Consider the following 19,721-nt stretch of genomic DNA (forward strand, 5'->3'; position numbering starts at 1 on the left):
AACGACGAAGGCCGGTACCCACAGAGGTACCGGCCTAGCGTCCTACCCGGTCAGCCGGTGCGAGCTTTGAGAACCAACGAGCGGTCTCGCGAAGTCTTGAACAGCCACCGCCCCGCTCTTCGGGCAATCAGGACGTCCCGGATGCGCGTCGCGATTCGTGCGGAATATCGGGCCTGGTGACGGGAACGATGGCCAGCAGATCTTCAAGCCCGTGGAAGTCTTGCGGATTGGTCGTATAGAGAGGCAGCCCCTCGGCAATGGCGACGGAGGCGATCATCAGGTCCGCGATCCGACGCCGCGGTTTACGGCCCGCCGCGACCACCGCCGCGCACACCCGCCCGTAGATCCGGGCGGCCTCGACGTCGAACGGAATCGGATCGAACTCGTTCTCGGCCCGCTGCAGCACGTCCAGGCGCCGGGCCCGTTCAATGTGCTCGTCATAGACCGTCTGTTCCTCATTGCGCCGAACCTCATGCGGACCGGCCGACAACTCGGCGAGCGTGATCGCGCTGATCGCCATCTCGTCGGGCAGTTCCGCCGGGTCGATCCAACTGCGCAAAATCATGATGTTGGTATCGAGCAACCCCTGCACGCGCTGTTCAGCGCTCATAGGGATCACTCAGCTCCTGCTCGGCGACCGCATCCTGGTCCTCCCGGAACGCCTCCAAGGCGATGGCCGGCGCGTTGGCGGACATGGCCGCGAACTCGGCACGCGGGACGAACCGGCGGCGACGCCGCAAGGGAACCAGCTCACCGATCTTGTGCCCGTCGCGCGTCACGGTGAACGCCTGACCGCGCTCGACCGCGTCCATGATCTCCTTGGACCGGCTGCGCAGGTCCCGCTGAGTGACCTCAGGCTGAGCGCTCATACCGACCAGGATAGACCACGTGTGCCACCCAGTGCCGCAACGTGACACCGCACGATCCACTGGCAACCCGCCTGGCCGACCCATCGAGACGGCAGGGCACTCCCGCCTGCTCTTGGCTCAGCCATCCCGACTGAACCAGGACAGCCGCCTGCGCTACGAGCCAGAGCGGCCAACTCAGATCGAAGACAACAAAAAGCCGGTGCTCGTGCGAGCACCGGCTGTTGTTTTGCCTGGTCAGGCTGTGTATAGGGTGCGAGATTCGAACTCGTAAGGGGTTGCCCCCAACACGCTTTCCAAGACTGCGCCTTGGTGTTCGCCGGTGGTCGTAACCCCGGCTGGCCTGGGTTTTGGCGTTCCACTGGACGCTCCTGAACGCCCCCGAACACGTGCAAATGCGACCACAACTGCAACCGCTGAGGCCGGGCTAAGGCCGTGGCCAGCCGGTCGGCCGTAGATGCTGACGTGGGCGTCAGCGCCGATTGTCGCCATCTCCACTGCCACCAGGGCCATCGCCAACTCAACTGGTGGCACGAAGCGACTGACGACCGCAACTTCCATCGTTCTGCTCATGGCCGAGCATGGCGCGACCCTGTATGATTCAACCTGATTCACAACGAGTCACGAGGAAGGATTTTGGGTGGCTGGCTCTGACCATGCGGAACCGTCGGTGAGTCGACGGCGGCTCGCCGACGAGTTGCGGCGGCTCCGCGACTTGGCCGGGGTGTCCGGGCGGGAGTTGGCCAGGCGGGTCGGCATCAGCCAGTCGAAGGTGTCGCGCATCGAGTCGGGCCGCACTCTGCCCACCGCGCCTGAGGTGGCGGCGTGGTCGGCTGCCGTTAATGCGCCAGTCGATACGGTGACGCTGCTGGAAGCGCTCACGGAGGCTGCTTTCACGGAGGTGCAGCGCTGGTCGCGGACACTGCGAGATCGCCCGCACGTGCAAGGCGACGTGCAGGAGGTGGAGGCCCGATCTCACCGAATCATGGTCTACGAGAACACGATCGTGCCGGGATTGCTGCAAACCGCCGAATACGCTCGCCGTGTCTTCTCGTTCTTCGCGCCGGACGATGATGATGCCAACCTGTCGGCGGCCGTGGCCGGGCGGCTGGACCGGCAGCTTGCTCTCTTCGATCACGACCACCACTTTGAGTTCCTGATCACCGAGGCGGCACTACGCTGGCGCCCCGGGCCGCCCCGTCTACTCCAGGCGCAACTCGACCGGATCGCTTCGCTGGCAACGCTCGACAACGTGCTGATCGGGCTACTCCCGCACGCGGATGAAGCAGTCACCTATGTGCCACATGGTTTCGTTCTGTTCGACCTCCACGAAGATTCTCAGGCCGATTACGGCGAGACCATCGCAATGGTTGAGACCGTGCATGCGAACCTCACTGTCAACGATCCAGAGAGCGTCGCACGCTACAAGCGTGAATGGTGCCTGCTGAGCGAGGTGGCCCAATACGGCGAGGACGCTCGTATTTTTCTCAACGAACTCACCACCGAAGTGCGAGCGTGGGAACAATGCCCGCACCCGCCATGAGGGCGCGGGGGTCGGCCGACCCCCACGCCCTCAACTGGTCAGGCGGAGCCGATCCGCGTCAGCGCGAACCGCACGGCGAGCTGAGCGGACTGGAGGATGAACTGGACGGACTGGACGGCGAACTCGCGCAGCCACGCGCCCCTACCCTTCCGCACCCGCCGGCGGAAGTCCGCATACTCCTTCCGGCTGAACACGAGCCCGGGCTGGTACGGGTTCTTGGAGTCCCTGATGACGACGGCCCCTGCGACCCGCTCGACGATAACGCAGCCGCCGCCGTTGCACCGGAAATCGAACTCCGGCATCTCGCTAGCCTCTCGCATTACATTGTCCCTTCTCTGAGGCTTCGTGCTTTCTGCGCTGGCATCAGATTCCCAGGCGAACATCCGCTACGAATCCGCTGCCAATCCGATCCCGATCCGCTTTCGATCCGTTTTCCGTCCGGTCGATTCGCCATCGATCCGCTTCGCGTACGCACTCGACGTGCGAGGAGGCAGCAATGGAATACCAAGTCCTCGGCCCCGTGGCCGTCCTGTCGAACGAGCGGAACATGCAGCTTCCGCAGCAGTGCCAGCACCTGCTCGCCGTTCTCGTCCTGGAGAACGGGCAGCCGGTGTCACGTCAGCGGCTAATCCAAATCTTGTGGGACGACCCCGATCCGATCGGTCGTGATGCTCGGCTCACGCGGATCGCCAGCGAACTCCGGCAACGTCTCCGAGCAGTCGCCCCCGAGGTACCCGACCCGGTGCCCGGCACAGGGGACGCATACAAGCTCGTGATGCGCCCAGAGCAAGCCGACGTACATCGCTTCCGCGCGAAAGCTGCGAAGGCCAAGACGCTGGCCGACGACGCAGCGATACAGATGATCGGCGATGCCCTGGATGAGTGGACCGAGGGCCACGGCCTGTACGGCCGGCCTCTCGCGGGCATCCCAGGGACCTGGGCATACAGCAACCGCGAAAAGCTGCGAATGGAGCACCGCAGCGCCAACCTCTTCCGCATGGAGCGCATCGCGCAGAACGGTGGGCACGAACAGGTGGCCGAAGAGTGCCGCATGCTGGACGACAACGCCGACGCGATGCTCGACGAAAAATTCGTCGCGATGTGGATGGTCACCGCCTACTGCACGAGTGGGCCCGACCTCCCGCTATGGGTCTTCCACAGGGCAGAAGAGCACTGGACGCGCTCACTGGGGCGTCCTGTCAGCCAGCCACTCGCGGAACTGGCTCGCCGCATCCAAGAACACGACCCCGAGCTGGCCGGTCCCCGAGGCGTTGCCCTCACATGGCTCAGTAACTCAGCTACAGCGAGCGCCTACCCCCTCACCGCCATCACAGGCCAAACGAAGGAGACGACGACCGTGAGTGAGCAGGAGGAGCATGCCTTGTTCCACAACGAGCACTCGTACATCGGCGCACAGGCTAAGGAGTTCAACCAGGAGGTCACCATCAACCTCGGAGGTCTTCCCCAGAAGCGCGCGCCCGAGCAGAAGGAGCAGTCCGGGCCGCCTAAGGACGACACCAGCGGCCAGGCATCATGAAGGATCAGAAGCCCGCTCCCAAGGACGAGAAGGACTCGGACGCCACGTTCTCCAACGCTGACGGGACCGTCGGGGCGCAGGGTGTCTTCAACGATGAAGTCACCATCTATGTAGCCGGTCCTGACGATCCTCCCGAGCAGAGGCTGCGGGTCGCCAAGAACTATCTCGCAGCCCTGCTTCCGAGCCAAGCCCAAGAGCTCCTGACGTCAGTGATCGCCGAGCGGTACTGCCAGGGCGAGGCCGCCTATTACTGGATGCTCGCGATCCTGAGCGGCAAGGCGCTGGCCGACTTGGACGAGGAGGGCCGCTACCGGTTCCGGAGCGCCTGGAAACAGGTCGAGCAAAGCGATGACCACTGGCTCGCCGCGGCGAAGGTGATCAAAGACCTGATCGTGCTGCTTCAGGACCCGCAGGGCGACGCGGCGGGAACAGCGAGAATGGACCAGGTGCTGGCGTCGTTTGAGGACCTACCGGAAGAACGTCGCGAGGAGATCCGCCGCCACCTCGACACCCTGTTCACCACAGGACTTCGGCGGCAGCTCGAGCACATCCGTGCAGAACGGATACGCGGCCAGAGGCTTGGGAACGAGCGCAAGAGACGAGTCCCGAAGTTCTTCGAGCCGGTGCCTTACCCGCCGCAGAGCACCTTGTCACCTCGCCCGACACTCCACCCGGCCCAAGCGGTGGTTGCCAGCGTCGCCATCCTGATGGGTGCGACCGGAGCGCTCTGGGGGGAAAGCCTCTCTCTGCGGCATGGCGGTACGGGGCCTGTGCTGACGGTATCGGCTCTCGTGTGCGCGGCACTGCTTGGCTGGCTTGCCCCGGTCCGCTTCCCGATCCGCTTCTCCCCGTGGCAAGAGGACCCGGCGACCAAGACGAGCGACAAGATGAGAGCCGCTGTGAAGCGGGTCTTCGAACGCGTCCGCAGGAACGCCTCAGACGGAGAGAGCACAGAGGGGTGGAGTGCGGCGACACGGGCTGTCCAAACAGTCCTGACCAGGGAGTACGCAAGCGTCTACGGCAGCCCCAAGGTTCCGCCCGGCGGTGTCGATTATCTGATCAAGAGACATGCCCAAAACGCCTGGAAACGCTTCCGCGACGGGAAGCTCAACACACGGCCGAGAGAAGCTACATGGTTCGACTGCGCGGCCGTCGCCCTCGCAGTCATCGCACTCGGCACTGTGATCCGGCTCCTCCTCGTCGAACCGACGCTGGCAGCGGGCCCGATCGGCCTGACGTTCTGTGCCGGTCTGATACTTCCTGCGAGCCATGGAGACGTCTTCCTCATCCGGTTGCTGCACCGGAGCCGCGAGCGAGTCATGGCAGCCCAGCGGTTACTCGTCGAGAAGGAACTTTACGTAAAACGGCTGGAGGAACTGGCCGACCGGCCTGACGACACCGAGATGGCCCGCTGGCTGGACGACGACAAGCACTACTTCCGCACCCTCGTATTGAAGCAGTACGGCATGGATAGCGAAGACGTCATCGCCGATGCGGTACTCACAGAGCCAGCCCCTGGCGCCAGACGATCGCGGGTTCGCCGTGGCCCTTGGCGGTACTCGTCGTACAGAATGTGGATCTACTTGCTGACCAACTCCGGAGTAAGGCAAATCGCCGTGCACCTGGACTTCGCCAGCGGGACGCTGAGCAACCAGGAGCGTACGGCGTTCCGGTACGACTCGGTCGCTTCAGCGAGCATCATCGAGATCGGAATCTGCTTCGACGAGGACAGACGGGCTGTGCTCCCGCCGAGTCAACGGAAACGTCGGCCACCGGCCTCTATACCTGACACGGAGGTGAAGGAGAAATCGGACGGGAAGCCGGACACGGAGGAGAACGAAACGCCGAAGTCGACGTCGAACACGAACGTGGCACCGGTGATGCTGCAGCTATTCCGGCTCATGCTGGTCAACAGAGAGCGGTTCACCGTGACGGTGGAGCAACTGGCCGAGGTCGACGAGACGGTCGGGGACGATGTGACCTACCTGCGACGACTGGCGCTCGACGACTCAGGAGTGAGCAGCGCGCTGCGCATCCTCGAGCAGGTGGCGGCCGAGGGCAGCGACTGGGTACGGCATGCGCAGATGCGCGCCCAACAGATCATCCTTTGACCTGGCAAGCAGGGCCGGGTGGAATCCGGCACCGGTCATGACGATGACCGTCCAGCTGGTGGCGGGCCACAATAAGAAGGGGGAGAAGGCCCGGTAGCAGCACCTGGCTGGGCCTCTGGAGGCCAACTGCAACCACGCAAGACGAAGCCCCGGTTCCCAACAGGGACCCGGGGCTTGTGTCTTGCCTGGTCAGGCTGGCGGAGGATACGAGATTCGAACTCGTGAGGGCTTGCACCCAACACGCTTTCCAAGCGTGCGCCCTAGGCCACTAGGCGAATCCTCCGCGTGCGAGCTTACCGGGTCGCGGGGACTGGGCGGACCTCGATTACCGCGTGGAGGGGGATCGGGCCGTAGACGTGGGGGAAGAGTTCGCCGTCCGCGGGCTCGTGGCGGACGGGGGCGTCCAGGGACGCGACGTCGATGACCAGCAGGATCAGGTCGGCGGGTGGGACGTCCGCGTAGAAGCGGGACAGGACGGCGGATGCCTGTGCTTCGTCGGACGAGCAGTGGACGAAACCCTCTTCCGCCAGTGACCGGCCGCGGGTGGAGCGGGTGTAGGGGGCGTCCGCCGTGCGGGCCGCGTCCCAGTGCTCGCGTTCGGCGATGTGCAGGATCGTCTTCGCGAGGGTCATGGGGTGCAGCTTAGGCGGAAGGTGTGAAGAGGGGGCCGGGGATGGCATAGACTCGGGTCAGACCCCTCGCGCGGCGTCATCCTGTGAACCTCCCCAGGGCCGGAAGGCAGCAAGGATAAGCGGGCTCTGGCGGGTGTGCGGGGGGTCCCTTTGCTTGCGGGGGCGGTCTGACGCGCATCCCCGCCGAACGCTCTGCTCCCGAGGAGGGCGGACACCCCGATGAGTTTGGCTCTGTACCGCAAGTACCGACCGGCGACGTTCGCCGAGCTCAAGGGGCAGGAACATGTCGCCGAGCCGTTGCAGCAGGCGTTGCGCAACGGGCGGATCAACCACGCGTACCTGTTCAGCGGGCCGCGCGGTTGCGGCAAGACGTCCAGCGCCCGGATCCTCGCCCGCTCGCTGAACTGCGAGAAGGGGCCCACGCCCGATCCGTGCGGCGTCTGCGATTCGTGTGTCGCGCTCGGGCCGACCGGGACCGGGCACATCGACGTCATCGAGATCGACGCCGCGTCCCACGGTGGTGTGGACGACGCTCGTGACCTGCGGGAACGCGCGTTCTTCGCGCCGGTGTCCGCGCGCTTCAAGGTGTACATCATCGACGAGGCGCACATGGTCACCCGGGAGGGCTTCAACGCGCTGCTGAAGCTCGTCGAGGAACCGCCGCCGCACCTCAAGTTCGTGTTCGCCACGACCGAGCCCGAGAAGGTCATCGGGACGATCCGGTCGCGCACCCATCACTACCCGTTCCGGTTGATTCCGCCCGGAGTGCTGACGCAGCTCGTCGTGGAGATCCTGGACGCGGAGAACGTCCCGTACGAGGAGGCGGCGCTGCCGCTGGCCGTCCGGGCCGGGGCCGGGTCCGCGCGGGACACGCTGTCGATCCTCGACCAGCTCCTCGCCGGGTCGGACGAGCACGGGATCACCTACGCGCGGGCCGTGTCGCTGCTCGGGTACACGGACGCGTCGCTGCTGGACGACGTCGTCGGGGCGTTCGCGCGTCGGGACGGCGGGGCCGTGTTCGCGGCCATCGACCGGGTGATCGAGAGCGGACAGGATCCGCGGCGGTTCGCGGCCGATCTGCTGGAGCGGTTCCGTGACCTGGTGATTCTGGCGAACGTCCCGGACGCCGTGGGGACGGGGTTGTTGAGCGGGCCGGCGGACGAGATGGAGCGCATGCGGGCGCAGTCCTCGTCCATGGGGCCGGGGGATCTCGCGCGGGCCGCTGATCTGCTGCACACCGGGCTGACCGAGATGCGCGGGGCCACGTCGCCCCGGCTGCTGCTGGAGCTGATCTCGGCTCGGATCCTGCTGCCTGCGGCTTATCAGGACGAGGCCTCGCTGTACGCGCGGTTGGACCGGCTGGAGCGTCAGGGCGCGTCGGGCGGCGGGTTCGCCGGGGCCGGGATGTCCTCGGCGGACGGGCCGCAGCGGTTCGCGCCGCCGGAGGGCGGCCGGCCCGAGGCCCAGCGGCCGGCGGCGTCCGCGCCGGGCTCCGGCGGGCGGGGTCCGGCGGGCCCGGGCCCGTCGTCCGCAGCGCCGCCGCCCGCGAACGTTTCGCCCCCAGAACAGCCCCCTCCCGCCCAGGGGGGCGACCCCACTTCCAGTGTCCAACGCCCGGACACCCCGGCAACAGTCGAAGCCCGTTCTGTGGATAACCACGCGCCCGGCGACCACGCGCCGACCCAGCCGAACACTCCCGCCGCCCAGCCGGACACCCCGGCCGACCAGGCGCAGCGACACTCCGCCCAGCCGAGCGGCTCTTCCGCGAGCCAGCCCAACGGCCCGTCGGACGGACGGCCACAGCGCACGCAAGGTGGACACCAGGACGTCCCAGCAGGCCAGAGCAACTACGCGGGCCAGGCGACACACCCAGGACAGCCGGGCGCAGCCCACGGCACCCAGGCGCCGGCAGGCGGCACGGACATCGTCATGGTGCAGCGCCTCTGGCCGGAGATCGTCGAGGCGGTCAAGCGCAAGAGCCGCGTCGCCTGGATGATGATCATGTCGGGCGTCGAGCCGTTCTCGCTCGACCGCAACCTGCTCACCCTGGCCTTCGACGCCGAGGGCAAGCGGACGAACTTCACCAACGGCGGCCGGGACGCCATCGTCCGCGACGTGCTCAAAGAGCGCCTGAACGTCGACTGGCGCATCGACACCGTCCTCAAGGGCGGCGGCGGAACGCCCCCGTCCCGGCAGGGCACGCCATCCACCCCGCCGACGGGCTTCGCCGCGCCCGCACCGCCCCCCGCCCCGGCGCCCGCAGCGCCGACCACCCCGTCCGTGCCCCCGGCGGCCCCGCCCGCGGACGCCCCTCCGCCCGCACGGCCATCGGCCCCGCCGATCACTCCGCCGCAGCCGGAGCGCACCGCGCCCGTCCGCCGCGAACCCAGCCCGGCCCCACCGCCGGACGAGCCGCCCCCGCCGCCGGGCCCCACCCCGGTGGACGACACCGACGAGGTCGACTTCGACGGCGACCTGGACGCCGACGGCGCCGAGACCTACACCGACAGCATGGCCCTCATCCAGCGCGAACTCGGCGGCCAGGTCATCCGCGAACTCGACGACTTCTGACCGCCCGGAACGCGCGTCAGAAATGCGACCCCCGCGGAACACCCGAACGTGCGCCACCGAACGCGCCCCGTGAACCGCTAGACGCACCCCCGGACCACGCGCAGGACGGTGGGGACGACAGGTGCGTATCGGATGTGGGTGTAAAGCCGTAGGCTCGTGGAAGACAACACGTCCGACGGTCGGGCGCGGTCGTCGGGAGTGCGAACGCCCGGCGGGCGAGACGGAACGGAGCGCACCCCGTGGAACCCGGTGGTTTCAACATGCAGGAGCTGTTCCAGCAGGCGCAGCGCATGCAGGAGCAGCTCGTCGCCGCGCAGCAGGAGCTGGCGGAGGCCGAGGTCACGGGCACCGCGGGCGGCGGCCTGGTGGCCGCGACGGTGAACGGCCAGGGCGAGCTGACGGCCCTCACCATCGACCCGAAGACGATCGACGCCGACGACCCGGCCGACACCGCCGAGACGATCGCCGACCTCGTCGTCGCCGCGATCCGGGACGCAAGGCGCGGCGCGGAGGAGCTGGCGGCCGAGAAGATGGGCCCGCTGACGTCCGGCCTCGGCGGCGGCATGCCGGGCCTTCCCGGCCTTCCCGGCGCCTGACCAGAAGGAGAGACCGTTGTACGAAGGGGTCGTCCAGAACCTCATCGACGAGCTGGGCCGGCTGCCCGGCGTCGGCCCCAAGAGCGCGCAGCGGATCGCCTTCCACCTCCTCGCAGCCGACCCGGCCGACGTGGAGCGGCTCGGCCGGGCGCTCAAGGAGGTCAAGGACAAGGTCCGGTTCTGCCGGACGTGCGGGAACGTCGCGGAGGAGGAGGAGTGCCGCATCTGCCGGGACGTCCGCCGCGACCCGGCCGTGATCTGCGTGGTCGAGGAGTCCAAGGACGTCGTCGCGATCGAGAAGACGCGCGAGTTCCGCGGCCGGTACCACGTGCTCGGCGGCGCGATCTCCCCGATCGAGGGCGTCGGCCCGGACGACCTGCGCATCCGTGAGCTGATGCAGCGGCTCGCCGACGGGGCCGTCACCGAGCTGATCCTCGCGACCGACCCGAACCTGGAGGGCGAGGCGACCGCGACGTACCTCGCCCGGCTCGTGAAACCGATGGGACTCACGGTGACCCGCCTCGCGAGCGGGCTGCCGGTGGGCGGCGACCTGGAGTACGCCGACGAGGTCACGCTGGGACGCGCTTTTGAAGGACGGAGGCTGCTCGATGTCTGACACCGGCACCTGGAACGCCCTGGCCGAAAGGGTCGCGACCCATGTCCGGAACTACCTGAACGGGCTGGAGGCGGTGGCGCGCGGCGACGGCGGCGTCCACACGATCCCGCTGCTCCTGCTGGAGGTGTCGCAGGTCATCCTGGCGGGCGCGCAGCTCGGTGCGACGGCGGACGTGATCCTCCCCGACAACTGGGAGCCCGAGGTCGGCCCCGACCCGGACCTGGACACGGTCCGGCAGGGGCTCGGCGAGCGGCTCGCGTCGGTGGACGAGTACGTCGAGGTCTTCGACCCGTACAAGGACACCGAGCCGACGTCGTACCGGCTGTCGGACGATCTCGTGGACGTCGCGAGCGACCTCGTCCACGGCCTGCGCCACTTCGAGCAGGAGCGTCCGCTGGAGGCGCTGTGGTGGTGGCAGTACTCGTACTTCAACCACTGGGGCAACCACGCGGGGGCGGCGCTGCGCGCGTTGCACGCGGTCATCGCGGGTGCGCGGCTGGACGTGGCGGTGCGCTGACGTGTCCGCCATCTGGGGAGTTACCTGCTCGTAACCGTCGGCGGCGGCATCGGTAGACTCGTGGCGTTACGCCAGACCCCGATCCGAGGAGCGCCCACTCGTGGCTCTTATCGTGCAGAAGTACGGTGGCTCCTCCGTCGCCGACGCCGAGTGCGTCAAGCGGGTCGCCCAGCGCATCGTCGCGACGAAGAAGGCGGGCAACGACGTCGTCGTCGTGGTGTCCGCGATGGGCGACACGACGGATGACCTCATCGACATGGCCGAGCAGGTCAGCCCCCTGCCGCCCGCCCGCGAGCTGGACATGCTGCTCACCGCGGGCGAGCGCATCTCGATGGCGCTGCTCGCGATGGCCATCGCCAACCTGGGCCACGAGGCCCGTTCCTTCACCGGCTCCCAGGCCGGCGTGATCACCGACGGCGCCCACGGCAAAGCCAAGATCATCGACGTGACGCCGGGCCGGATCCGCGCCGCGCTGGACGAGGGCTCGATCTGCATCGTCGCGGGGTTCCAGGGCGTCTCGCAGGGCACCAAGGACATCACGACGCTCGGCCGGGGCGGCTCGGACACGACGGCCGTCGCGCTCGCCGCCGCGCTGGAGGGCGACTGCTGCGAGATCTACACCGACGTGGACGGCGTGTTCACCGCCGATCCGCGCATCGTCGCGGCGGCCCGCCGGATCCCGCGGATCTCCTATGAGGAGATGCTGGAGATGGCGGCGTCCGGCGCGAAGATCCTCCACCTGCGGTGCGTCGAGTACGCGCGGCGCTACAACATCCCGATCCATGTGCGGTCCTCGTTCTCCCAGAAGGAGGGCACGTGGGTCGTCGACAGCAGTGACATCGAGGGGCACGAGATGGAGCAGGCGATCATCTCCGGCGTCGCGCACGACCGGAGCGAGGCCAAGATCACCGTGGTGGGGGTGCCCGACAAGGTCGGCGAGGCCGCCACGATCTTCACGGTGCTGTCCGAGGCCGAGATCAACATCGACATGATCGTGCAGAACGTGTCGGCGGCGTCCACCGGACGCACCGACATCTCGTTCACGCTCCCGGCCAGCGACGGGCAGAGCGCGCTCGCCGCGCTGAACAAGCTGAAGGAGCGCATCGGGTTCGAGTCGCTGCGCTACGACGACCGGATCGGCAAGGTGTCGCTGATCGGCGCGGGCATGCGCTCGCACCCGGGCGTCACCGCGACGTTCTTCGCCGCCATCGCCGACGCGGGCGTCAACATCGAGATGATCTCCACTTCGGAGATCCGGATCTCGGTGGTCGTCGCCCAGGACGACATCGACACGGCCGTCGCCGCCGCGCACCGCGCCTTCGACCTGGACGCCGAGCAGGTCGAAGCGGTCGTCTACGGCGGCTCCGGCCGTTGACGCGTCAGAGGCACAGCCACGGGACGTCGCCGCGCGCGGTGAACGCGGGCGTGGTGCGGACGTCGCCCGCGGCGGTGACCGTGCAGGCGTGCAGGCCGGGACGGGCGGCGAGCCATGCGCAAGCCTCGGCGCCCATCGCGAAGGCGGCGGTGGCGAGAGCGTCGGTCCGGGTGAGGGCGCGGCCCGCGAGCGTGAGCGACAGCAGCGCGGTCGCGGGCCGGCCGGTCGCGGGGTCGATGATGTGCGGGCCGCGCTCGGCGGTGCCGGACGTGGCGACGGCGACGTCCCGGCCCTCGACGACGGCGGCGACGCGCGTCCGGTCGCGGGGGTCGGCGACGCCGATCCGCCACGGCTCGCCGGGCGCGGGCCCGCCGCGCGCCTGGACGTCGCCGCCGCCGTTCACGCAGTGGTCGACGGCGCCCGCCGCGAACAGCAGGTCCGACGCGCGCTCGATCGCCCAGCCCTTGACGGCGCCGCTCGGGTCCAGGCGTCCGCCGGGGGACGCGGTGAACCGTCCGCCGGTCTCGGCGGCCACCTCGGCGCAGAAGGCGAGGATGTCCCGGACGTCCGGATCGCACTCGGCGAGGGTGAGGGTTCCGTCGCGCAGCCGGCTGATCTGGCTGTCCGGACGGTAGGGGGAGAACACCGCGTCCACGTGGTGCAGCCAGTCGACGGCGACGGTCAGCGCGGCGCGGATCCGGGGCGTCGGGGGCGTCCGGACGTCGAAGGAGAAGACCGTCCCCATCACGTGCTCGACGTGCCGCAGCGGTTCAGACACCGGCCTCGTCCAGCGCGCTCTGGAGGGACTCGCGGTAGCCCTCGCTGGTGTAGGTCGCGCCCGAAATGCTGTCGATCCGGGCGTTTCCGGCGGTCACGGCGGCCTTGTTGAGCTGCGGCACCGCGACGCGCGCGATCTCGGGTTCGGGACCCCGGGTGGACGGCACCTGGAGCACCTTCACCTTCGCCAGCTTTCCGTTCCGCACGGTGATTCTCACCTGGACGGGTCCGAACCGCGTCTCGATCGCGTCCCCGGTGAAGGTGCCGTTGACCGTCCCGGCGGACGGCGCCGGGCTCCCGGACGGCTCGGGTGCGGCGGCGCGGGCGGGCGGCGCGGCGTGGGTCGGCTTCAGCGCGATGAGCAGCGCGATCCCGGCGACGGTGCCGCCGGTGGACGCGAGAATGCGACGCAAGGGAACCCCCGGACTCAGAACTCGAACGACTCGTGGTGGACGCGCCCGCGCGGCACGCCCGCGTCCCGCAGCGCGGTGCGCGCGGCGGCGGCCATCCCGGGCGGCCCGCACAGGTAGACGTCGCGGTCGGCGACGTCCGGGACGAACCGGCGCAGCGCCGGGCCGGTGAGCGTCAGCCGGTGCGCGGCGGGCTCGTCCACGAAGTAGAGGACGCGGGCGCCGCGCGCCGCCGCGATCGCGTCCAGCTCGCCGCGCAACGCCAGGTCCTCAGGTCGTCGCGCGGTATACAGCAGGACGACGTCCCCGGGCAGCGTCTCGAACAACGCCCGCAACGGCGTGATCCCCACCCCGCCCGCCAGCAACAACGTGCCCCCGCCCCGCCGCCCCGCCAGCAGCGAGCCCCAGCCCCGCCGCGCCGCGAGTGGCGAGTCCCGGTCCCGCCGCGCCGCCAGCGGCGAGCCCGGGTCCCACTGCGCCGTCGGCAGCGAGCCCCCGTCCCGCCGCGCCGCCGACGGCGACCGCTGGATCGCCGCCGTCCGCGGCGCGCGCGGGTCTGCCGCCGTCGAGCGCCCGCTGCGCCGCAACGTTCGCGGTGAGCGGTCGCGGCGGGACGCTGTCAGGGCGCCGTACGGGCCTTCGGCGAAGACGCGCGTGCCGGGGCGCAGGCGGGCGAGGGCCGCGCTGTGGCCGCCGACGGTCTTCACGGTGATCCGCAGCCGGTCGGACCGGGGCGGCGCGGACAGCGAGTACGGGTTCGCCGCCCACCACAGGCCCCGCGCGGCGAAGCGCCAGCGGAAGAACTGGCCCGGTTCGGCGGCGAGGCGATCCAGGGAGCGGCCGGTCATTGTGACGGACAGGACGTCCGGCGCCTCCCACGTCACGTCCGCGACCCGCAGCCGGTGCCGCAGCGCCTGCCGGACGGGCGTCAGCACCCGGAACCACAGCACGAGCGCCGCCGCCGAGAGGTAGAGCGCGTACCAGAGCGTCCGGGCGAGCGGCGACGCGGCGAAACTCGCGCCGTTCGCGAGCTGGTGCGAGAACGCCAGGAACAACGCCAGGTAGAAGCCGAGGTGGATCAGGTGCCAAAGCTCGTAGGGCAGCCGCCGCCGCGCCGCCCGCGCCGACGTGAGGCCGGCCGCGAGCAGGAGCAGGAAGCCGAGCGTCCCCTTGAGCATCTCGGGGTAGTCGAACACGACCGTCGCGGTCTCGTGCAGCGGGTCGGTGCGCGCGGTCATCCCGTACCCGAGGACGATCAACAGGGCGTGCGCGCAGACGAGGCTGACGGTGTACCGCCCGCCCAGCGCGTGCCAGCGGGCGATCCGGTCCGCGCCGACGCCGCGTTCCAGCGCCGGGACGCGCGCCATCAGCCCGACCAGCACCGCGCAGCCGTACCCGGCGAGGAGCCCGGTGATCCGGCCGGCCTCGGTGGTCCAGCCCGCCGGGCCGGAGCCGATGTCCGGGGTCGTCCGCCACCACAGCGCGAGCACGGCCAGAGCGCCGAGCAGGACGAGCGCCGCCGGGACGGAGAACGGCAGCCGGACCCGGCGCCGCGTTCGGCCCGGCGCGCTGCGGGGCAGGGTAGAGGTGGTGGACGTCACGGAGTGTGCCTCCCTGGGTGAACTGCCGCCACCCTGGGCCACCAACCTCTGTGTTTCCTCTGAGATGGAACGATCTCACCCGATTCTCAGCGAACATTCAGAGATGCGATCTCGGGAGCGACCGTGACGGGCACCGGCCCGCGCCGAGCGGACGGCACGCCCGTCCGCGTCCTCGTCGTGGACGACGAACCGGACATCCGCGACGTCCTGGTGCGGATGCTGCGCGCGGAGGGCTGGGCGGTGGCCGAGGCCGCCGACGGGACCGCCGCGCTCGCCGCCGCCCGCGCCGTCCGGCCCGACGCCGTGATCCTCGACGTCATGCTGCCCGACATGGACGGGTTCGCCGTGTTGCGCGAGTTGCGCGCCCGCGCCCCGGAGGTGTGCGTCCTGTTCCTCACGGCCCGCGACGCCGTGGAGGACCGGGTCGCCGGCATCACGGCGGGCGGCGACGACTACGTCACCAAGCCGTTCAGCCTGGAAGAGGTGCTGGCACGGCTGAACGGGCTCGTCCGCCGCGCCGGGATCGCCCGCCGGACGGCCCGTCCGGGCCTGCTCACCGTCGGCGACCTGGAGATGGACGAGTCCGCCCGTGAGGTCACGCGCGGCGGCGACCTCATCGACCTCACGCCGACCGAGTTCGAGCTGCTGCGCTACCTCATGCGCAACGCGCGCCACGTGCTCAGCAAGGCGCAGATCCTCGGGCACGTCTGGAACTACGACTTCGGCGGCGAGGCCCACGTGGTGGAGCTGTACATCAGCTACCTGCGCAAGAAGATCGACCGGGACCGTCCGCCGATGATCCAGACCGTGCGCGGCGTCGGGTACGTGCTGCGGCCGGGGGCCGCATGAGGTCACTGTGGGTGCGGCTCACCGCCGGGCTGGTGCTGCTGCTGGCGCTGAGCTGCGTCGCGGTCGGCGCGGCGACGGCCGTCGAGATGCGCCGGTTCCTCGTCGGCCGCCTCGACCAGCAGCTCGCCGACCAGCGCGGACGGTTCCCGGCGAGCCTGGAGCACGAGTGGCCGCCCGACGCCGACAACCGTCCCGACAGCCGGGGCCAGTCCGAGGGCACGTTCTGCGCCCGCGTCGTGGACGGCGCGGTGACGGGCGAGTGGATCGTCCGGGGCCGCGCCACCGTCGGCACCCCGCTGAGCGCCGCCGACCGGCGCGTGCTGAGGTCACTGCGCCCGAACCGTCCCCGCACGGCCGACCTGTCGGGACTGGACGACTACCGGCTGCTGGCCGTGCGCGGCGACGACAACGACCTGCTCATCACGGGCCTGCCGATGGAACCGGTGAACAGCGCCGTCACCCGGCTGCTCGGAATCGAAGGCGTCGTGTTCGGGCTGGCGGTGCTCGCGGCGGGCGGCGCGGCGGCGGCCTGGGTGCGGGTGGCGCTGCGTCCGCTCCGCCGGGTGACGGCGCTCGCCGGCAGCGTCGCCGAACTGCCGCTGTCGGGCGGCGAGGTGGACCTGGCGCAGCGCGTCCCGGCGACCGGCTCGGGCACCGAGGTCGCCCGGCTGAGCAGCGCGTTCAACCGGATGCTGGGCCACATCGAGACGTCGCTCGTCCGGCGCCAGCAGTCGCAGGAGCGGCTGCGCGCGTTCGCCGCCGACGCCAGCCACGAATTGCGCACGCCCGTCGCCGCGATCCGGGGCCACGCCGAACTAGCGCTGCGCGCCGACGCGGACGTCCCGCACGCCCTGCGCCGCATCCAGGCCGAGGCCACCCGGATGGGCGACCTCGTGGAGGACCTGCTGCTCCTCGCCCGGCTGGACGCGGGCCGCCCGCTCGCCGCCGAACCCGTCGACCTCACCCGGCTCGTCCTGGACGCGACGAGCGACGCCCGCGCCGCCGCCCCGGGCCACGCGTGGACGCTCGAACTCCCCGGCGAGCCCGTCGAGATCACCGGCGACGAGCACCGGCTGCACCAGGCCGTCGCGAACCTGCTGGCCAACGCCCGCGTCCACACGCCGCCGGGCACGACGGTGACCGTCCGGCTGGTCCCGGCGGACGACCACGTGACCGTGGAGGTCGCCGACGACGGTCCGGGCATTCCGGACGCGCTGCACGACGAGATCTTCGACCGGTTCGTCCGGGCGGACCCGTCCCGATCGCGGCGCGCGGGCGGCGCGGGCCTCGGCCTGTCGATCGTCCACGGCGTCGCCGCCGCGCACGGCGGCGCGGTCGCGTTCACCAGCGAGCCCGGCGCGACGGTCTTCCGCGTGACCCTCCCCGTCTAGGCTGACACCGTGGACGAGAAGGCCGCCAAGTCCGAGCAGACGCGCGCGCTCATCGTCGCCACCGCCCTGCGGCTGTTCCGCGAGCGCGGCTACGAGGCGACGACGATGCGCGTCATCGCCAAGGAGGCGGGCGTCTCGGTCGGCAACGCCTACTACTACTTCGCGTCCAAAGAAGAACTGATCCAGGCGTACTACGACGAACTCCAGGAGGAGCACGCCCGCGCCTGCCGGGAGGTCCTGGCCAAGGAGCGCGACTTCGCGCCCCGGCTGCTCGGCGTGCTGCGCGCCCGCGTCGACACGATGGTCCCCTACCACGCGTTCGCCGGGAAGTTCTTCAAGTTCGCCGCCGAGCCGACGAGTCCGCTCAACCCGTTCAGCGCCGAGGCGGGACCGTCGCGCTCGGCGGCCGTCGCGCTGTACCGCGAGGTCGTGGACGGCTCCAGCCTCAAGATCGACGACGGGTTCCGGCAGGAGCTGCCCGAGCTGCTGTGGATCTACTCGATGGGCATCGTCCTGTACTGGGTGCACGACTCCTCGCCGGGCTGCCGCAAGACGTACCTGCTGGTGGAGCGGACGGTGCCGCTGGTCGACCGCATGGTGTCGATGTCGCGGCTGCCGGGCTTCAAGTCCGTCACGCGCCAGCTCGTCGGCATCATCCGCGAGGTCCGCGACTAGACGAGTGTTTTTAGAAGTCCCGGCCTGCTGCGCTCGCCTGGCGGCTCGCTCCGCAACCGTGCCTTTGCGAGCGCGCATCGCTTCGCGATCTTCGGTCCGGGGCTCGCCTTCGGCTCGTCCCGGCCCTCAGTTAACGCGCTCGCGCGACGGCTGGGTGACTTCGAAATACCTCTAGACGCGTCGGCTGACGCGGTCGAGCAGCGGGACGGCGGCGGCGAGCAGCGCGCGTTCGTCGGCGGTCAGCTCGTCGCGCAGCGCGGCCGTCAGCCGCCGCGACCGTTCCCGCCGGGCGCCGCGCACCCCGTCGCGTCCGGTGTCGGACAGGGACAGGACGACGCGCCGTCCGTCCGCCGGGTCGGGCGCGCGGACGACGAGCCCGCGTGCGACGAGCGCCGCGACGATCGCGCCCATCGACTGCGGCCGGACGCCCTCGGCGACGGCGAGCGCGCTGGAAGTCGAGGGACCCTCACGGTAGAGCCGGACCAGGACGGCGGTCTGCGACGGCGTCAGCTCGTCGTCCACCTTGGCCTGGCGGAGGCGGCGCAGCAGCGGGCCGAGGCAGGCGCGCAGGTCGGTGGCGAGGACCTCCGGATCACTTCTCACAGTCTGAACTTATCAGTCTTGCCTGTGGTATAGCTGGGACCATGAGCGACATGAGCGCGACGACCGTACGCGTCACCGGGCACGGCGGCGACGAGATCGAGGCCTACCTCGCCCGTCCCGACGGCGGCGGCCCGCGCGGCGGCGTCGTCGTGATCCACCATCTGCCGGGCTACGACCGCGCCACCAAGGAGATGGTCCGGCGCTTCGCCGAACTCGGCTATGACGCGATCTGCCCGAACCTGTTCTTCCGCGAGGCGCCCGGCGCGGCGCCCGACGACGCGGCGGCGGTCGGCCGGGCCAACGGCGGCGTCCCCGACGAGCGGCTGCTCGGCGACGTCGCCGGAGCCCTCGCGCACCTGCGCGCCCTGCCCACGTCCAACGGGAGGGCCGGGGTGATCGGCCACTGCTCGGGCGGACGGCAGGCCGTCCTCGCCGCCTGCGAACTCGACGTGGACGCGGCCGTCGACTGCTACGGCGCGTTCGTCCTCGCCGCCCCGCCCGACGGCTTCCCGCTGAAGGTGTCCGGCCTGGAGGACCGGCTGCCCGCGCTGCGCGCCCCGTTGCTCGGCCTGTTCGGCGCGGAGGACAAGTTCCCCGCCCCGGCCGAGGTGGACGAGCTGGCCCGCGTCCTCACCGCGCACGGCAAGGACTTCGACTTCCACACCTACGACGGCGCCGGGCACGCGTTCTTCGCCGTCGACCGTCCGTCCTACGACGTGGCCGCCGCCAACGACGGCTGGGAGAAGATCGCCGCCTTCTTCGCAACCCACCTGGGAGCCTGACCATGTGCACCTACACGACCGTGCGGGCCGCGATCGACGGCAGCGCCAAGGGGCCGGGCGGCGCCTGGTTCCACGTCGCCGACGCGACCGTCTACTTCGACCACCCCGTCCACGCGCAGTTTGAGCACACGCTCAACATCGACCTGAGCGATCAGTCGGCGGACCCGGCGCGGCGCGTCGCCGTCGAGCTGAGCGCCGAGTCCGCGCGGCGGCTCGTCGCCGCGATCCAGGACGCGCTGGCCGCCGTCCCCGGCGAGATGCTCACCTGA

Annotated in this window: 21 protein-coding genes, 1 tRNA gene and 1 other RNA gene; 14 read left to right on the forward strand and 9 right to left on the reverse strand. The window is 70.2% G+C overall.

Features of this window, described 5'->3' with window-relative positions; all coding sequences use genetic code 11:
- Nucleotides 1-127: 127 nt before the first annotated feature.
- Nucleotides 128-610, reverse strand: a complete 483-nt coding sequence (locus tag BTM25_RS03935; RefSeq protein WP_103561373.1) for a type II toxin-antitoxin system VapC family toxin — start codon at nt 608-610, stop codon at nt 128-130.
- On the reverse strand, nt 600-869 hold the full coding sequence (locus tag BTM25_RS03940) for a type II toxin-antitoxin system prevent-host-death family antitoxin (RefSeq protein WP_103562734.1): 270 nt from the start codon (nt 867-869) through the stop codon (nt 600-602). Before BTM25_RS03940 ends, BTM25_RS03935 begins: the two co-directional genes overlap by 11 nt.
- A 637-nt stretch (nt 870-1,506) precedes the next feature.
- Between BTM25_RS03940 and BTM25_RS03945 the strand changes: the two genes are divergently transcribed.
- Nucleotides 1,507-2,409: a helix-turn-helix domain-containing protein gene (locus BTM25_RS03945; RefSeq protein ID WP_103561374.1), complete on the forward strand. Its 903-nt coding sequence runs from the start codon at nt 1,507-1,509 to the stop codon at nt 2,407-2,409.
- Nucleotides 2,410-2,447: 38 nt separating this feature from the next.
- On the opposite strand, the gene BTM25_RS03950 is transcribed toward BTM25_RS03945, so the two are convergent.
- Nucleotides 2,448-2,711, reverse strand: a complete 264-nt coding sequence (locus tag BTM25_RS03950; protein ID WP_235828197.1) for a DUF397 domain-containing protein — start codon at nt 2,709-2,711, stop codon at nt 2,448-2,450.
- 194 nt (nt 2,712-2,905) lie between these two features.
- Between BTM25_RS03950 and BTM25_RS03955 the strand changes: the two genes are divergently transcribed.
- Nucleotides 2,906-3,946, forward strand: a complete 1,041-nt coding sequence (locus tag BTM25_RS03955) for an AfsR/SARP family transcriptional regulator (protein WP_103561376.1) — start codon at nt 2,906-2,908, stop codon at nt 3,944-3,946.
- Entirely contained in the window at nt 3,943-6,057 is a 2,115-nt protein-coding gene (locus tag BTM25_RS03960) for a hypothetical protein (protein WP_103561377.1), read from the forward strand. Before BTM25_RS03955 ends, BTM25_RS03960 begins: the two co-directional genes overlap by 4 nt.
- 195 nt (nt 6,058-6,252) lie before the next feature.
- Here the strand turns inward: BTM25_RS03960 and BTM25_RS03965 are convergent.
- Both BTM25_RS03965 and BTM25_RS03970 read right to left on the reverse strand, forming a co-directional pair.
- Nucleotides 6,253-6,340 (reverse strand) — tRNA-Ser (locus tag BTM25_RS03965).
- 10 nt (nt 6,341-6,350) lie between these two features.
- Complete coding sequence (locus BTM25_RS03970) at nt 6,351-6,689, reverse strand: DUF952 domain-containing protein (RefSeq protein WP_103561378.1); 339 nt, start codon at nt 6,687-6,689, stop codon at nt 6,351-6,353.
- Between the two features lie 57 nt (nt 6,690-6,746).
- On the opposite strand from BTM25_RS03970, the gene ffs reads away from it, so the two are divergent.
- From ffs to BTM25_RS04000, 6 genes are all read left to right on the forward strand, one after another.
- An RNA gene (ffs, locus tag BTM25_RS03975) (signal recognition particle sRNA small type) lies at nt 6,747-6,842 on the forward strand.
- A gap of 66 nt (nt 6,843-6,908) precedes the next feature.
- Complete coding sequence (locus BTM25_RS03980; RefSeq protein WP_103561379.1) at nt 6,909-9,260, forward strand: DNA polymerase III subunit gamma and tau; 2,352 nt, start codon at nt 6,909-6,911, stop codon at nt 9,258-9,260.
- A gap of 239 nt (nt 9,261-9,499) precedes the next feature.
- Complete coding sequence (locus BTM25_RS03985) at nt 9,500-9,856, forward strand: YbaB/EbfC family nucleoid-associated protein (protein ID WP_146058945.1); 357 nt, start codon at nt 9,500-9,502, stop codon at nt 9,854-9,856.
- Nucleotides 9,857-9,872: 16 nt separating this feature from the next.
- Nucleotides 9,873-10,472, forward strand: coding sequence for a recombination mediator RecR (recR, locus tag BTM25_RS03990; protein ID WP_103561381.1), 600 nt, complete (start codon nt 9,873-9,875; stop codon nt 10,470-10,472).
- Complete coding sequence (locus BTM25_RS03995; RefSeq protein ID WP_103561382.1) at nt 10,465-10,989, forward strand: DUF5063 domain-containing protein; 525 nt, start codon at nt 10,465-10,467, stop codon at nt 10,987-10,989. Before recR ends, BTM25_RS03995 begins: the two co-directional genes overlap by 8 nt.
- A gap of 100 nt (nt 10,990-11,089) precedes the next feature.
- Nucleotides 11,090-12,364, forward strand: a complete 1,275-nt coding sequence (locus tag BTM25_RS04000; protein WP_103561383.1) for an aspartate kinase — start codon at nt 11,090-11,092, stop codon at nt 12,362-12,364.
- A 4-nt stretch (nt 12,365-12,368) separates the two neighbouring features.
- Here BTM25_RS04000 and BTM25_RS04005 read toward each other — a convergent pair whose 3' ends face one another.
- The 3 genes from BTM25_RS04005 to BTM25_RS30205 are packed head-to-tail and all read right to left on the reverse strand — an operon-like array spanning nt 12,369 to nt 15,152.
- Nucleotides 12,369-13,142: an FAD:protein FMN transferase gene (locus BTM25_RS04005; RefSeq protein ID WP_235828199.1), complete on the reverse strand. Its 774-nt coding sequence runs from the start codon at nt 13,140-13,142 to the stop codon at nt 12,369-12,371.
- Nucleotides 13,135-13,554, reverse strand: coding sequence for an FMN-binding protein (locus tag BTM25_RS04010; RefSeq protein ID WP_103561384.1), 420 nt, complete (start codon nt 13,552-13,554; stop codon nt 13,135-13,137). The genes BTM25_RS04005 and BTM25_RS04010 overlap by 8 nt, the downstream gene beginning before the upstream one ends.
- Nucleotides 13,555-13,568: 14 nt before the next feature.
- Nucleotides 13,569-15,152: a ferredoxin reductase family protein gene (locus BTM25_RS30205; RefSeq protein WP_235828201.1), complete on the reverse strand. Its 1,584-nt coding sequence runs from the start codon at nt 15,150-15,152 to the stop codon at nt 13,569-13,571.
- Between the two features lie 123 nt (nt 15,153-15,275).
- On the opposite strand from BTM25_RS30205, the gene BTM25_RS04020 reads away from it, so the two are divergent.
- Genes BTM25_RS04020 through BTM25_RS04030 form a run of 3 tightly spaced genes read left to right on the forward strand, consistent with a single transcriptional unit; the run spans nt 15,276 to nt 18,067 of the window.
- Nucleotides 15,276-16,001 carry a response regulator transcription factor gene (locus BTM25_RS04020; protein ID WP_235828203.1) on the forward strand — a complete coding sequence of 242 codons (726 nt, stop codon included), beginning with the start codon at nt 15,276-15,278 and terminating at the stop codon, nt 15,999-16,001.
- Nucleotides 15,998-17,392 (forward strand): sensor histidine kinase, encoded by a 1,395-nt coding sequence (locus tag BTM25_RS04025; protein WP_103561385.1) that lies wholly within the window; start codon nt 15,998-16,000, stop codon nt 17,390-17,392. The genes BTM25_RS04020 and BTM25_RS04025 overlap by 4 nt, the downstream gene beginning before the upstream one ends.
- A 9-nt stretch (nt 17,393-17,401) precedes the next feature.
- Entirely contained in the window at nt 17,402-18,067 is a 666-nt protein-coding gene (locus BTM25_RS04030; RefSeq protein WP_103561386.1) for a TetR/AcrR family transcriptional regulator, read from the forward strand.
- 171 nt (nt 18,068-18,238) lie between these two features.
- On the opposite strand, the gene BTM25_RS04035 is transcribed toward BTM25_RS04030, so the two are convergent.
- Nucleotides 18,239-18,670 (reverse strand): MarR family winged helix-turn-helix transcriptional regulator, encoded by a 432-nt coding sequence (locus BTM25_RS04035; protein ID WP_103561387.1) that lies wholly within the window; start codon nt 18,668-18,670, stop codon nt 18,239-18,241.
- A 50-nt stretch (nt 18,671-18,720) separates the two neighbouring features.
- Here BTM25_RS04035 and BTM25_RS04040 point away from each other — a divergent pair, with 50 nt between their 5' ends.
- Nucleotides 18,721-19,452 carry a dienelactone hydrolase family protein gene (locus tag BTM25_RS04040; RefSeq protein WP_235828205.1) on the forward strand — a complete coding sequence of 244 codons (732 nt, stop codon included), beginning with the start codon at nt 18,721-18,723 and terminating at the stop codon, nt 19,450-19,452.
- A gap of 2 nt (nt 19,453-19,454) precedes the next feature.
- Entirely contained in the window at nt 19,455-19,721 is a 267-nt protein-coding gene (locus BTM25_RS04045; protein WP_168211991.1) for a DUF6295 family protein, read from the forward strand.

This window comes from Actinomadura rubteroloni, from assembly GCF_002911665.1.
Taxonomy (GTDB): Bacteria; Actinomycetota; Actinomycetes; order Streptosporangiales; family Streptosporangiaceae; genus Spirillospora; species Spirillospora rubteroloni.

Bases quoted from the DNA above. Each gene is read 5' to 3' on its own strand.
- BTM25_RS04025 (WP_103561385.1), top strand. From the start codon at position 15,998: ATGAGGTCACTGTGGGTGCGGCTCACCGCCGGGCTGGTGCTGCTGCTG.
- BTM25_RS03980 (WP_103561379.1), top strand. From the start codon at position 6,909: ATGAGTTTGGCTCTGTACCGCAAGTACCGACCGGCGACGTTCGCCGAG.
- BTM25_RS04040 (WP_235828205.1), top strand. From the start codon at position 18,721: ATGAGCGCGACGACCGTACGCGTCACCGGGCACGGCGGCGACGAGATC.
- BTM25_RS04045 (WP_168211991.1), top strand. From the start codon at position 19,455: ATGTGCACCTACACGACCGTGCGGGCCGCGATCGACGGCAGCGCCAAG.
- BTM25_RS03955 (WP_103561376.1), top strand. From the start codon at position 2,906: ATGGAATACCAAGTCCTCGGCCCCGTGGCCGTCCTGTCGAACGAGCGG.
- BTM25_RS03935 (WP_103561373.1), bottom strand. From the start codon at position 610: ATGAGCGCTGAACAGCGCGTGCAGGGGTTGCTCGATACCAACATCATG.
- BTM25_RS03995 (WP_103561382.1), top strand. From the start codon at position 10,465: ATGTCTGACACCGGCACCTGGAACGCCCTGGCCGAAAGGGTCGCGACC.
- BTM25_RS03960 (WP_103561377.1), top strand. From the start codon at position 3,943: ATGAAGGATCAGAAGCCCGCTCCCAAGGACGAGAAGGACTCGGACGCC.
- BTM25_RS03940 (WP_103562734.1), bottom strand. From the start codon at position 869: ATGAGCGCTCAGCCTGAGGTCACTCAGCGGGACCTGCGCAGCCGGTCC.
- BTM25_RS03950 (WP_235828197.1), bottom strand. From the start codon at position 2,711: ATGCCGGAGTTCGATTTCCGGTGCAACGGCGGCGGCTGCGTTATCGTC.
- BTM25_RS03970 (WP_103561378.1), bottom strand. From the start codon at position 6,689: ATGACCCTCGCGAAGACGATCCTGCACATCGCCGAACGCGAGCACTGG.